General features: G+C 45.7%; 13 protein-coding genes. 4 read left to right on the forward strand and 9 right to left on the reverse strand.

What is annotated here, in order from left to right; translation table 11 throughout:
- Positions 1–38 precede the first annotated feature (38 nt).
- Together MLE17_RS12600 and MLE17_RS12605 are read left to right on the forward strand one after the other, a co-directional pair.
- Complete coding sequence (locus MLE17_RS12600) at positions 39–2,315, forward strand: FAD-dependent oxidoreductase (RefSeq protein ID WP_243349062.1); 2,277 nt, start codon at positions 39–41, stop codon at positions 2,313–2,315.
- Between the two features lie 51 nt (positions 2,316–2,366).
- On the forward strand, positions 2,367–2,684 hold the full coding sequence (locus MLE17_RS12605) for a rhodanese-like domain-containing protein (RefSeq protein ID WP_243349063.1): 318 nt from the start codon (positions 2,367–2,369) through the stop codon (positions 2,682–2,684).
- Positions 2,685–2,958: 274 nt separating this feature from the next.
- Here the strand turns inward: MLE17_RS12605 and MLE17_RS12610 are convergent, their stop codons facing one another.
- From MLE17_RS12610 to MLE17_RS12625, 4 genes are read right to left on the reverse strand one after another with little or no spacing between them, the layout of a single operon-like run.
- On the reverse strand, positions 2,959–3,225 hold the full coding sequence (locus tag MLE17_RS12610; RefSeq protein WP_243349064.1) for a hypothetical protein: 267 nt from the start codon (positions 3,223–3,225) through the stop codon (positions 2,959–2,961).
- 3 nt (positions 3,226–3,228) lie between these two features.
- Positions 3,229–3,987: a DUF72 domain-containing protein gene (locus MLE17_RS12615; RefSeq protein WP_243349065.1), complete on the reverse strand. Its 759-nt coding sequence runs from the start codon at positions 3,985–3,987 to the stop codon at positions 3,229–3,231.
- Positions 3,988–4,046: 59 nt separating this feature from the next.
- Complete coding sequence (locus tag MLE17_RS12620; RefSeq protein ID WP_243349066.1) at positions 4,047–4,286, reverse strand: cytochrome b5 domain-containing protein; 240 nt, start codon at positions 4,284–4,286, stop codon at positions 4,047–4,049.
- Between the two features lie 55 nt (positions 4,287–4,341).
- Positions 4,342–5,265, reverse strand: coding sequence for a hydrogen peroxide-inducible genes activator (locus MLE17_RS12625; RefSeq protein WP_243349067.1), 924 nt, complete (start codon positions 5,263–5,265; stop codon positions 4,342–4,344).
- A gap of 299 nt (positions 5,266–5,564) precedes the next feature.
- On the opposite strand from MLE17_RS12625, the gene ahpC reads away from it, so the two are divergent.
- Positions 5,565–6,128: an alkyl hydroperoxide reductase subunit C gene (gene ahpC, locus MLE17_RS12630; protein WP_243349068.1), complete on the forward strand. Its 564-nt coding sequence runs from the start codon at positions 5,565–5,567 to the stop codon at positions 6,126–6,128.
- Between the two features lie 64 nt (positions 6,129–6,192).
- Positions 6,193–7,746, forward strand: a complete 1,554-nt coding sequence (gene ahpF / locus MLE17_RS12635; protein WP_243349069.1) for an alkyl hydroperoxide reductase subunit F — start codon at positions 6,193–6,195, stop codon at positions 7,744–7,746.
- Positions 7,747–7,973: 227 nt separating this feature from the next.
- On the opposite strand, the gene MLE17_RS12640 is transcribed toward ahpF, so the two are convergent.
- The 5 genes from MLE17_RS12640 to MLE17_RS12660 form a co-directional block, all read right to left on the reverse strand.
- Entirely contained in the window at positions 7,974–9,434 is a 1,461-nt protein-coding gene (locus MLE17_RS12640) for a sialate O-acetylesterase (protein ID WP_243349070.1), read from the reverse strand.
- Positions 9,435–9,628: 194 nt separating this feature from the next.
- A complete protein-coding gene (locus MLE17_RS12645; protein ID WP_243349071.1) occupies positions 9,629–10,447 on the reverse strand; it encodes a DUF4382 domain-containing protein in 819 nt (272 codons plus the stop codon).
- 435 nt (positions 10,448–10,882) lie between these two features.
- Complete coding sequence (locus tag MLE17_RS12650) at positions 10,883–11,242, reverse strand: DUF3795 domain-containing protein (protein ID WP_243349072.1); 360 nt, start codon at positions 11,240–11,242, stop codon at positions 10,883–10,885.
- Between the two features lie 113 nt (positions 11,243–11,355).
- Positions 11,356–11,619, reverse strand: coding sequence for a type B 50S ribosomal protein L31 (locus tag MLE17_RS12655; protein WP_243349073.1), 264 nt, complete (start codon positions 11,617–11,619; stop codon positions 11,356–11,358).
- A gap of 198 nt (positions 11,620–11,817) precedes the next feature.
- Positions 11,818–14,106 carry a BamA/TamA family outer membrane protein gene (locus tag MLE17_RS12660; RefSeq protein ID WP_243349074.1) on the reverse strand — a complete coding sequence of 763 codons (2,289 nt, stop codon included), beginning with the start codon at positions 14,104–14,106 and terminating at the stop codon, positions 11,818–11,820.
- Between the last annotated feature and the right edge of the window lie 30 nt (positions 14,107–14,136).

The raw sequence follows: 14,136 nt of genomic DNA on the forward strand, positions 1-14,136 counted from the left end.
TTGCATTATCAAATTGAAACAAATAAAAAATCAATCATATGGAAAAGATCGTAATCGTAGGCGGAGTAGCCGCAGGAGCAACCGCGGCAGCCAAAGTCCGTCGTCTGTCACCGGATGCAGAAATCACCTTACTGGAAGCCGGACCGGATATCTCTTTCGCAAACTGCGGACTGCCCTATTATATCAGTGGCGACATCAAAAGCCGTTCCAAGCTAATCCTGCAAAGCCCGGAAAGCTTTAACGACCAGTACGGGGTACATGTCCACACCCACACGATGGTTTCGGCTATCGACCGTGTTGCTCATGTGGTGAAAGCAGTGGATACCCGTAACGGAGAGCAAAAGGAATTTGCCTACACCAAACTGATACTGGCACAAGGAGGTCGCCCTATCCATCCGGATCTTCCCGGAGCAAATCACGAGCACGTCTTCTCTTTGTGGACACTCGAGGATATGGACAAAATCGCCCGCCATATCGATGAAACCCATCCGAAAAATGCAGTCGTAGTAGGCGGTGGATTTATCGGTCTGGAAATGGTGGAAGCTTTGGTAAAACGCGGACTGAATGTGCATGTAGTGGAAATGATGCCGCACGTGATGGCGATCATGGAAGCAGAAACTGCAGGATTTATCGAAAATGAAATGTTATCCTACGGTGTCGGCATTCATACCAATACAGGTGTTACCGAAATATTGCCCAAAAGCGTAAAACTAAGCAACGGCAAATCATTGGATGCCGACATTGTATTGCTCTCTATCGGCGTTCGCCCGACCCTGCAATTAGCCCAAGAGGCCGGACTGGAAATCGGTGAAGCAGGTGGTCTGTTGGTCAATGATAAATTGCAAACCAATGATCCGGACATCTTCGCTGCCGGTGATATGGTGGAAATCGAACACCGCGTAAACAGTAAAAAAGTCCGCATCCCATTGGCAGGTCCGGCTAACCGTCAGGGACGTATCGCTGCCGAGAATGCCCTGGGTGGAAATCACAGCTACAAAGGCGCATTGGGCACTTCGATCGTTCGGGTATTCGAAGCGGTGGCCGGAACCACCGGTCTTTCCCTGAAACAAGCCAAAGCAGTCGGCATCCACGCTGAAGCCGTTGTGGTTCACAAAGAACATCACACCTCATACTATCCGGGTGCAGAGATCGTGACTGTGATGGTGGTTTACGATAAAGAGACCGGGATAATCCTCGGCGGACAAACCGCTGGCTACAAAGGGGCAGATAAACGCCTGGATGTGATTGCCACTGCAGCGGCAGCCAAACTGACCATTCAGGACATCGCCGATGTGGACTTCGCCTACTCTCCTCCCATCGGAACAGCCAACGATGCGATGAATATGGCGGCATACGCGGCTGAAAACCGCCAATCCGGTTACAGTCCATCCGTCACGGTAGCGGAACTGGACGCATTTCTAGAAGGAATAAATCCGGTTTACGTGGATGTGCGCGATATTTTCGCTTTTGAGAAAAGCCATATCAAAGGCGCGATTCATATTCCGCTGGAAATGTTATCACAGCAAATCGGGGCTATCCCTGTCGGTCATCCGGTGATTGTGTACGATGAAAGCGGCAAAAAAGGACACCAGGCATTACGCACCATCGTCGGTACTGGTATTAAGGAGGTAACAAACATCTCCGGTGGACATACCTCATTGCAACGTCATGCCCGTGCTATCGGATTCAAAAACATCAATATCGAATTATTACCAATTGTCACCAAATCTATCGAAGCCGAAGCCAGTGAGCAAAAGGCAGAAGCAACGACTCAATCCGCAAACGATAATTCCCCAATCATCGTGGACGTACGTACTGTCGAAGAGTTCCGGACCGGAGCTTATCCCGGAGCCATCAACATTCCGTTGGATGAACTGCCCAGCCGCTATCAGGAATTAGGCAACCGCGCCGACCGTGATATTACGCTCTATTGTGCTTCCGGCGCACGTTCATCATACGCTCAGAATATTTTGCTGCAAATCGGTTATACCAACGTAAAGAATGGTGGTGGTATCGCAGCGATGATGGCCAAAAGAAATCAGAGCCAGCAAAAAGCAGCTCCGGTAAATACACCGCTAATCGTAGATGTACGTTCTCCGCAAGAGTTTGCCGGAGGAGCTTATCCGGGAGCGGTAAATATTCCACTGGACGAACTACCCAGACGAGTAAATGAATTGGGAAGCAAATCGCGTGACATCACCCTTTACTGTGCATCAGGTGCCCGTTCCTCTTACGCCATGCAAGCGCTGATGCAAATGGGATTTACCAAAGTAAAAAATGGCGGAGGTATCATGCAGATGATGATGCGGAGATAATCAACCCCAACGATTTACCTAATATCAAACCTAAATTTATTCCAATACAATATGCTGAATACAATCAAACAATTGCTGGGTTTCGGTCCGAAAGTAGATTATGCCGAACTGGTCAAACAAGGCGCCATCGTCCTCGACGTACGCACCAAAGGCGAATACGCAGGCGGTCACATCAAAGGTTCAATCAATATTTCCGTCGATGCTCTGAGCGCCAATCTCGGTAAACTAAAAGATAAAAACAAACCCATCATCACCTGTTGCGCATCGGGTATGCGCAGCGCTTCGGCTAAAAGCTTACTTAAATCCCGCGGATATCGGGAAGTCTATAATGGCGGAAGCTGGATGAGTCTTCAAAATAAACTCAGATGATGCGAAACCTTCGGGGAGGCAGTAAAAAATGCGAGAGAGTCTGCCTCCCTCGCATTTCTGCGTGCCGCTGATGCATTTCTGCCTGCCTCCCTCGCATTTCTGCGTGCCGCTGACGCATTTCTGTCTGCCGCTATCGCATTTCCGGGTGACTCCCACGCATTTCTGCATGCCGCAGATGCATTTCTGCATGACTCCCTCGCATTTCTACGTGCCGACGGAGCATTTCTGCGTGCCTCCATGCCATTTATCCGAACAGTAGGGTCGATTTAGCACTTCATGGCAATACATTCATCATCTCACCTTTAATAAGGAGATACCATTGGTCCGCTTCCAGCTCATGCTTAAGTAAATAAAACTTATCATCGGTTGTGATGACTTTGAAATAGTTCGCAGCCAACTCTTCCGAATCAATATATCCCTGATACCACCGATCTGCAATTTCTTTAATTTCAAAGCGGATATTATCCCAGTAAAAAAAGCGGGGAGATTCATCTGCCTTATACCCGGCGTAACTTTCGACTCTGATAGGAATTAAATCCATGATTCATACTTTAGCACAGACCATTTCTCTCAATTGCATCGCGTTGAAAGGTGCAAAACCGGCGTAATCATTATTGAAAAACGCCCAGACCTCTTTTCCTTCTTTCAGCCAACTCACAATTTTATCAGCATATTGATTCAGTTCCTCCTCGCTGTAATTGGAAGCGTACAACAATTCGCGACCATGAAACCGCAGATAAACAAAATCAGATGTAACGGTCTCTGCAAAAGGAAACTGTCCACCTGAATCGGCAATCACAAAAGCAATGCCTTCTTTTCTCAGGATTTGGAAAAATTCATCCCTGAGCCAGGAAGAATGCCGAACCTCTACTGCAAATCGGAATTGTGGATAAGACCTGAGCATTTCTACGAAACGGGAAAACAGTTCTTCATCGTAAGCCAATCCCGGAGGTAGTTGTACCAATACAGGCCCTAACCGCAACTTCATCCGGCCAAAGAGCGTGAAGTAATTCTTCAGCGCCTCTTCCACCTCCACGAGGTATTTCTGATGGGTAATATAACGGCTCAGTTTGGTGCAGAATCGGAAGTTTGCCGGAGTTCTTCTTATCCAACCGGCAACCGTTGTTTTCAAAGGCAAATGGTAGAAACTGGCATTCAACTCCACACAGTCAAACTGTGTCAGGTAATGCTCCAGGTATCTATCCTGCGTCACTCCTTCAGGATAGAAGACTCCCTGCCAATGCTTATAACTCCAGCCGGATGTCCCGATAAACAATCCCGGCAAACCGGACTTCGCTTCCATTGCTTTGTGTTTTATCAACCTCTCCTTATAAAACAATGGAACGCAATGTTTTGTAGCAATTAGTCGACCAATTCCCCTACAATTGGAAAAGCATACAACACCTTCGCACTGTGCGGTGCATCATCCATATCGCTGGTCAGGTCCATTCCGGCATCATGCACGCCCTGGTGGTTTCCATCTTCCCACATCGTACTATCCGACACATCGTACACTTTTCCTTCAAAAGCAATGTAACAAGGTGCTCCGTTTTGCCCATTATAACGGGCGAGTTCTTCTTTGGTAAATTGTTTGAGTTCCATAGTCTATAATTTCTTTATATCCGGCAAGCGGCTTTGAGCCGCTGCAGTTGTGGGGTTACAGTTTTATTGCAAATTTCTTCAATCGTGTATCCAGCATGTGAGTGGGAATAATTTCCTTGACACATCTGGCTACAGCATTCATCAATCCCTCGCGCACATAGTCATGTCGGATGACCAATGAAATCTCCCGGGTCGCCTCGGGACGTACAATTTCCCGAAGGTTTTGCTTTTGCTCTTCGCTCAGCAGCTCGATATGCAGCTCCGGAATGACCGTGTATCCATTATTTTCATCCACAATTTTCACCAACGTATCTATGCTGCCGGCCTCAACAGCGGAGGTGAAGGTTTTGCTTTCGCAAAAGTTCAGCACCTGGTTGCGCAGGCAGTGTCCCTCTTCCAGTATCCAGAGATGCTCCAGCGGTAGCTCGTGAGGACACAGTTCTTTCTTTTCATAGATCGATTCATTCGGAGAAATATAGGCGATAAACCGTTCGTAATAAAGCGGTACTTCCAAGATTTTAGGATTTTCGAGCGGGGTGGCCAGTATCGCCATGTCAATCTCCGCCGATTGAAGTTTGCGGATGATGGTTTCGGTCTGCATCTCCGATACTTTTAGTGAGACATCCGGATAATCCTTACGGAAGTGGGAGATAAACTTCGGCAACAGGTAAGGCACAACAGTCGGGATAATCGCCAGCGAAAGTGAGCCCGATAATTCCCCTTTCTGTGCCAATACGTTTTCATTCAACTGCTTCACATGAAACAGAATCACCTGCGCATGTTGGAGAATCAACTTTCCCGCCACAGTGGGCTCAATGGGATGCACCGAACGGTCGAAGATCCGGCAACCCAGTTCGTCTTCGAGCTTTTGAATCATCGAGCTGAGAGTGGGTTGCGTCACACCGCACAGTTCCGCTGCCCGCACGAAATGGCGCGTCTTGTCGAGGGCGGTAATGTATTCGAGTTGTTGGAGAGTCATATTTTTATAGGAATTGAGGGGGTGAGGGAATGAGGGATTGAAAATAACTTTCATCTATATTATGCTGTTCTTTCTGTAAAAGTAAATAATATCGACCAGACTTTCCTCCATTTTCCATGATCAAAGTAACCTGAATAAGAAAATCAGCCGACAAAAGCAAACATACCCGTATAGATTTTACCTATATCCTCATAGATGTTATCTGTTTGACTTATCACTTTTCCTGCTTTAACTTTGCATTATCAAACAACGGAAACGTATCGAATCAAATTATTATTCAACTTAAAATACAGAAGATTATGTCACAGATTGGAAAACAAATCGTAGATTTCAAAGTTCAGGCATTCGTAAATAACGGATTCAAGGAAGTAAGCAAAGAAGATGTATTGGGCAAATGGTCCGTGTTCTTCTTCTACCCTGCCGACTTTACTTTCGTATGTCCAACCGAGTTGGAAGACCTGGCAAACAAATACAGCGAGTTTAAAGCTGCCGGAGCTGAAATTTACTCCGTATCTTGCGATACTCACTTCGTACACAAAGCTTGGTATGACGCTTCGGCAACCATCCAGAAAATCAAATACCCGATGCTGGCTGACCCTACCGGTGTATTGGCACGAGGATTTGACGTAATGATCGAATCGGTAGGCCTGTCAGAGCGCGGAACATTTATCGTAAACCCTTACGGTGAAATTGTCGCTTATGAAGTAGTTGCCGGAAATATCGGCCGTAATGCCGACGAACTGTTGCGCCGTCTGCAAGCTCTTCAGTTTGTGGCTGATCACAAAGATGAAGTTTGCCCCGCTAAGTGGCACCAGGGCGACAAGACCTTGAAACCAAGCATCGACCTTGTCGGTAAGCTTTAATTAGTAACAGTGTAAATTGCAGGGAGATGCTTCACGGTATCTCCCTTTTTATAAACCGGAAGTTATGTTAGACCAGGCATTACAAGAACAGATCAAAGGGCTATTCGCGGGGTTGAAATCGCAATACACCTTTCACATCACCACCGGATCTACCCATTCTGAATTGGAAGAGATGGTTAGCCTGATGAAAGAAGTGGCCGCATGTTCGGAGCAAACGGAAGTGAAAATAACGGAAGGTGACGGACTGAGCCTCAACATCGAAAAAGAGGGAACGCCCTCCTCCTTTCTCTTTCGAGCCGTACCCAACGGACATGAATTCACCTCCCTGCTACTCGCTGTGTTGAATATGGAGGGCATTGGCAAAAACCTGCCCGATGAACAGCTGGCCGCACGCATCAAAGCTTTGCCCGCAGGCATTCACCTGAAGAGTTATATCTCCCTTACCTGCACCAATTGCCCCGATGTGGTGCAGGCGCTGAATGTGCTCTCGATCCTCAATCCGAGTATCCGTCACGAGATCATCGACGGCTCGATTAATCAGGAAGAGGTGGAGAAGCTGAACATCCAGGCGGTGCCTTCGGTCTATGCAAACGGGGAGTTGCTCCATGTGGGCCGTTCCACTTTGGGTGAATTATTGGGTAAGCTGGAGGAGAAGTTCGGCACACAGTATGATGCCTCGTCCTCGCAAGTAAGACAGTATGATGTACTGGTAGCAGGCGGGGGTCCGGCGGGTGTTTCGGCGGCCATTTATTCGGCACGCAAGGGCTTGAAGGTCGCCATCGTGGCAGAGAAAGTGGGCGGTCAGGTAGCGGAAACCGTAGGTATCGAAAACCTGATTTCCGTACCGCAAACGACCGGTAGCCAATTGGTTGCTAACATGAAACTGCACCTCAACGATTATCCGATTGACATTCTCGATAACAGGAAAATCAAAGAGGTCAATCTCGTGGAGGGACAAAAGCAACTGACTACTTCTCTCGGGGAAATCCTCTCCGCTCCGGCATTGATTATCGCCACCGGGGCAAGCTGGAGACGACTGAACGTGGAGGGTGAAAGCCAGTATATCGGATCGGGCGTAGCCTTCTGTGCACACTGCGACGGCCCCTTTTATAAAGGAAAAAAAGTGGCGGTGGTAGGCGGTGGAAACTCCGGTCTGGAAGCAGCCATCGATCTGTCGGCCATTGCGTCGGAGGTGACAGTGCTTGAATACCTCGACGAACTGAAAGGTGACCAAATCCTTCAGGACAAAATCGCCACGATTCCCAACATTTCCGTGCATACCGGCGTGCAAACGCAAGGCATCGAAGGCAACGGCAACAAAGTCACAGCCATTCATTACAAAAACCGATCAACCGAAACTGTTCAGAAGCTGGAGCTGGACGGCGTATTTGTCCAGATCGGACTAAAAGCCAACAGCGACCTGTTCAGCCATTGGGTAGAGGTGAATCGTGCGGGAGAAATTGCGATAGATGCACATTGCCGCACTACCATTCCCGGTATTTATGCTGCGGGAGATGTATCGGTGGTCCCCTATAAGCAAATCGTCATCGCGATGGGCGAAGGAGCAAAAGCAGCTCTTTCGGCATTCGAAGATAAGATCAAGGATAAGCTGGTGTAAGGGGAAATAGTGGGTATTACAGCAAGAACAGTGAGTGCTCATGCTGTAACACTCACTGTTCTTACAGGAGTAGTCAGTGTGCAAGCATGAACTCTGGCTATACATGCTTGCACAGACAATATTCAAACAACCACTATATGAGAAGTTGTAAGTTGAAAAAATAAAAACCCGTTTCCACTTTTTACAGCAGAAACGGGCCAACTCAAAAAAACATACCTATCTTTTTATCAAAACAATTTCAACCAGGGATTATCGCTCCGGAAAGGAACGGCAGGAAGCCCTTCTTTATTGATAAAGTTGGACTGCGCTGCTTCGTGCCAGGCAAAGCGCACATAGTAAGGATGTTTCACACCTTCAGCCGAAACCACTACCTTATCGCCTTCAATCACTGCCTGAGCCGGGATAAATTTACCTTCCACACCTGCGATTGTAAAGTAGGAAAGAGGCTTCCCGTCACGGCTCGCCAATCCTCCTCCCTCGTGGGTAAAGGTGATTTCAATCTTATTCCCTATCACTTTCATGCTTTTGTACATCGGGCCGGATGATTCTATATTCTGAAATCCGTACGTCTGATTAAGAGCCAACAAACTCAGTCTCCGACCGACTTCCCATTTATAAGGCGGGTGCAAATCCACAATACTGTCCACCAAATCGGTGATTACCGCCATGCCGGTATTTGGCAAACGTAATGCCAGCGCCTGAGCTTCCCAGAATTTAGGCAATGACTCCACGGTACGTCCGCGGCCTTCATTATCCACAGAGTATTGGAACGGAGCAATCTGTACAAAGTAGAATGGCAGTTTCGCATCACGCCAGTCGTGACGCCAGCTTTCAATCAACGTCTTAAATTTATAGGCATAGCGAATATCTTCGTTCAGGAAACAGCCCGATTCGCCCTGATACCAAAGGAAACCCTTCAGGGTAAAAGGAATCAACGGCTCCACCATCGTATCATAAAATTTCCCATCCTCTCCCTTTCCGGCAGATAGCTGATCCATGATTTTACCGTCTTTCACCTTTGGAGAAACAGCCAGCTTTTCAGTCTGTATCCAGGGTTCAATGCGACTGCCCGGCACCGCAGCTTCTATCATCCCGATGGGAATATTCAGTTTTTGGTAAAGTTCTTTTGCGAAATAATATCCGGCAGCCGAGAAGTCTCGTAGCGGTGCACCCGTTGCCAGTTCCCACCCTTTGTGCTCCGGGTCGGGCGACATAAATTTACGCTTGGAGATAAAAATACGGATGTTGCTGTTTTTGGCTGTTTCCAGGTCGTCTTCGACAGGATGACTGCCTTTTACCTTATCGAAAAACTTACTGTTTTTGCGCATCGCATACTCCATGTTCGACTGCCCGGAGCAAAGCCACACCTCTCCCACCAGAATATTCTCCAGCTTAATGCTGTTTTTCCCCTGAATAACCATTTCGCGGGGTTCCACTGAAGCCTCCATCGGTTTCAGCTTCACTTCCCATTTTCCTGAATCATTAGCGACAGCCTGTTTTTGCTGACCGGCAAAGGTTACAGTTACCTTCTCGCCTTTGGCCGCCGTTCCCCAGATGGAGACAGTCTTGCGGCGTTGCAATACCATATTGTGTCCGATAACTTTCGGCAATACTACTTCAGCGTAAAGTGAATTGCCAACTGACAGCAAAAAGACGAATACCAGCAACGAAAACTTATTTAATCTCATGGGGTTATATTTTGTAGTTCTTTACAATTACTATCTGGAAATTAAATTCGAAGGTAAAAGTAGAGACATTCTCACGCTGATGGTGTCACAAATTGACGGAAGAGAGTAGTTATATCAAAAAATACGCGTCATTACACCATTGGGATGCAATAACGCGTTTTTTCTGATTACAGAATCATCGGTATTTATACCTCTTAGTGACTCAAATCAATTACGCCAAGATCCTTATTAAACCCTCCTACGATATCAACGTTAATAGAATTCAATGGATTTCCGGATTGATCTTTAAACATCACCTTCCATGTTCCTGTGTACAGTCCCTGTAACACAAACAGGTTATTCCTACTTGTGTCAGACACACATGTCATAGTATCAACACCATGTATAGAGCTTACATAAAACGGAACTTTGAGTGGTAGTAGATTACCAAACAGCAACGAGGTATTCTCCCGGATAAATCCACGGATCACCGGTTTCAACAAATATCCACCGCTGTTTCCCTTACGGACAATCGATTTTTCGGCATTGAAGTCAATGACAACAGAGTAGCTGCTATAAACCGCTGCGCTATCGTGAATATTAATCTTAATACCCGAAGTCTGTCCGCTGGGCGTATCCAAACCAACAATAGTATTATCACTAAGTACCAATTTATTCTCCGGCCCCAGTTTCAGTCTCATTTGTTGAATGCGTTCCCCTTCATTGAGTACCACCTTTGAGAGCAAGGTATCGTTACCGTTTGTTAGTTCCATTAGATTGTAGTTCCCCGGAGTGATAGGTAATTGCATCCACCCTACTCCATCAAGAGAATAACTTACCTCCTGAATATCGATGAATACAGCCTTATAGCCTTGCAGAGATGGTGCATCCGTCAGATAAAACTTTACGGTTGTCTCCCGATCTTGCTTATCGCAAGCAGTAAACATTAATAACGAACAAAGAGTAATCCACAGGTATACAAAACTGACGATCATCCTTGCTAATGACCGCTTTTGATCATTATATACTTTCATAATTTTCAGATTTTTACAATTGGTGTTTCACCCGATTAAGCAACAAAAAAGAAGATTAATCTTTCCATACACAACATCTCCTCCTGGAGATAAAGCCCTGAAGCCCCTGAGAGAGACTTCTTTATTCTAATTCATATCAATGAATCATTGTCACTCCAATCTTTATCGGAAAGAAGTTCCAGTTATAAAAGAACAAATTATGACAATCATTGGTTCTGGAAAGTCAAATGACTTAGCGATTCCATTTCTTCGAAAAAGGGATAATAATGGCCAATAATAACGGAATCCTGAAACTGGTTTCCCAATCTATCACACCCCCCTTATGGCTAATAAAGAGATTCCAAAACAAAATGATCGCCACGTTTGCCAGAAAAGAGACAGCAAAGGTGATGAGGAAAATCAATAATGTGTGCCTGAATTTCATGGTGATGAGTGTTATTTCAATGGATTAGCATCCCTGATTTCTTCCAACCGGTTTTTCGCTACCGGTTCTTTTTGCAGAAAATCTTTTAGCCTGTCACAGATATATTCGGAACAAAGGCCACAGCTCTCTATCTGTTTTTCAATCGCACACGCTCTTATTTTACAGTCAAGACATCCTGTAAACAGGCGGCCAGATTCAGCCCGGCAACCATCGCAGTCATTTATCTCTTCCGGTGTCACGACTGTGCCGTACGCCCGTTCAATTTCCCGGGCGATTGTTTCGCGCATGTTTTTTTGTTTCTCAATATCCGGTTCAATGGTAGCCAGATGTATCGGGCAGGTATCACAATTGAGTCCGCAATATCCTATCATGGTAATCCAGTTATTAGTTTGATAATAAAACGTCCGCCATCAGGATTTGGTTGAAATGCAAAAGCCCCGACACGTTGATCGTATCGGGGCTTTTTGACCTTCCGGACAAACAATTATTTTTGTTTGTTCTGGATATGTTTTGAGTAACGGTTCATGAACTTGTCCACACGTCCTGCTGTATCTACCAGTTTCTGTTTACCTGTGTAGAAAGGGTGTGAAGAGCTAGAGATTTCTAATTTAACCAAAGGATATTCTACGCCTTCGATTTCGATAGTTTCACGAGTGTTGATAGTAGATTTAGAAACAAATACATCGCCATTTGACATATCTTTGAATGCAACCGGACGATAATTAGCAGGATGAAGATCTTTTTTCATTTCCTTATTGTGAGTTTTTAATTAATAATCAATTCTTTAGCTGGTAACTTGTGAAATGGCTTGCAAAGATAGCCATTTGATTTCATTCCCACAAGGGTTTTGGAAATTTTTGAAGTATAGATAAATGAGAACAGGCCAAAGAAGCAAGATGCGGGAACCAGAATTTCGCAGAAAAGTTGTTCGTCTTCTGTTCTGTCATCAGAATGGATACCCGACGGCAAAATGCCAGGCCATATTCTTTAATGGAGAATAACGTATCCTCCATTTTTCATAACCGTCACGGGATGGATCAAAGGCTTTTACCCCAATATCTACGCGTACAATGAAGTAGTTAAAGTTAAAACGAATACCTGTTCCGTAAGCTAATGCGATTTGCTTGTAAAAGCTATCAAACTTGAAAACACCCCCTTCCTGTCCTTTGTAATCCCGGATAGTCCATATATTTCCGGCATCGACAAAAAGTGCGGTCTCAATAGGTCCGAACAGTTTTGCCCGGTACTCGGTGCTCATCTCCAGCTTAATATCACCGGATTGATTCACAAAATCAGCAGATGTTCCAACCTGACGATAAGTTCCCGGTCCGAGCGAACGAACCGCCCATCCCCGGATACTGTTGGCGCCACCACCGAAATAACGTTTTTCAAAAGGCAATATCTCTGAATTTCCATACGGACAAGCAACTCCAAAACCAGCATGCCAGGCCAGAGAGTTACGCTCATCAAATATCTTCGTACGGGCATAATCCAGCTCTGTTTTAACATATTGAGCATAATTGACACCCAGAAACTGGTAACCGTTTTCCTTTTTGGTTGCATTAAATAATTTCGATAAAAGCGTAAGGCTGTTACCGGCGCTCTCTACATTAAAGCGGAAAGAGTAGAGGTTATTTTTATTTGTACCATCCGTCTGATTTGTTTTGTTGAAAGTATATCCGGTACGCACAATCAGGTGGTTTTCGTAACTATAGTGCAATAATGGATTATCAACCGGAAAGTTATCGAAAAAATTGCTGGCAATCCAGGGCAGTTTGACATAATTGATATCTAATACATCAAGACTATGCCGGATACCATTACGACCGACACTCCATTTATACCGCCATCCGCCACCGGCAATGATACGGGTATATTCCGGGCGTTGCTGGAAATTATAGGACCCGGTAAGTTCAGAAACCGCTCTAACCCGTCTTTTCACCTCCGTCTTCAGCAAGGGAAAAATAAATTTGGGAAAAGAAAGCCCCATATCCGTTGACAACTCGGTAAAATTGGCATTGATGGAGGAGCCAGATAGTCGCTCATAGGCCCCCCTTACCTTTGCCGAAAAGGTTTCCGAGCCTTTAAAAATATTGCGGTGCTGATAGGTTACGCTCACTGCCGCACCTAAGTCTCCGGCAGAGTTTGTGCCTTCTACTTCAGTCGAAACGGATTGCGGCTTTCCCGGAGTAATCACAAGGAAGCAGTTCAGGAAACAGGAATCCCCTTCATATACAGGTTCAAAACGAATATTGATGTATTTGATAACCTTCAAACGGCTAAAAGAGGAGTAAGTAAGCTCCACCAAACGTTCATTATATGTTCTGCCAGGACGTAACAGACAACTGCTTGTTAAAACTTTCGGACGAATCCATTGCTTTTTCCCGCTGATGATATGGAATTTGTTGTACAACAACGTATCTGCCGCCGAAGTAGTCGTTGTTATTCCCAAACGGGACTGCTCTGATTCAGTCTGAATGTAAACGTCCTTGATTTTATACACAGACTGTTCTTTAAGCGATTGGGAGGCGCTTACTTTCCTTTCTGCCGGAAAAAGCTGAAACTCCAGATCGACCTGGTTGGTATTCAGGGAAGAATCGGCCACATAGCTAACCAGATCCTTGTCAACACCAAAATAGCCCTTGTTTCGCAACAAAGAGACAACACGCTGACGTTCCTGTTCCAAAAGCGAACGATCAAAAAGCACATTCTTCTTCAACAAAGTGTTAGCTGAATCCGATTTCACCAACGAATCAATACGGGGGTCTGCGATGTAATACGCCAGCTTTCTGAGGCGATAAGGCTCTCCCGCTTTTGCCAGATAAGTAACTATCGCCCTTTTTTTCTTCCTGACCACGTGCGTTTCAACCTTTGCATTCATATAGCCCTGATTGACCAACGCTTTTTCCAGATCATCACGTGTGCGCTCTGACAGTTCATCATCAAGCAGCACCGGCGGATTCCCTGATTTTCGGAGAAAGCGGTTAAACCATTTAGTGGAATCTTTTCCCGAAAAGTCATAGATATAGAGCGAGGTGCGAAACAATCCAAAGACACGGTAATTGGGCTCTTGCTTGATATAGTTTTTCAACGCTTCGGGTTTGATCTCTTTACGATCAATTTTTAGTTCAACTTTATCGAGCAAAAGTCGGTCTTCCGGGACATATTTGGTCAGACTACAGGAGGCCAGCAGTCCGATCATAAGCAAAAGCAGGTATTTTACAGGAGTATTCATAGGAGAAGTCGACCGGTGGAATGAGCAACC

Source organism: Parabacteroides sp. FAFU027 (assembly GCF_022808675.1).
Lineage (GTDB): Bacteria > Bacteroidota > Bacteroidia > Bacteroidales > UBA7332 > CAXXIC01.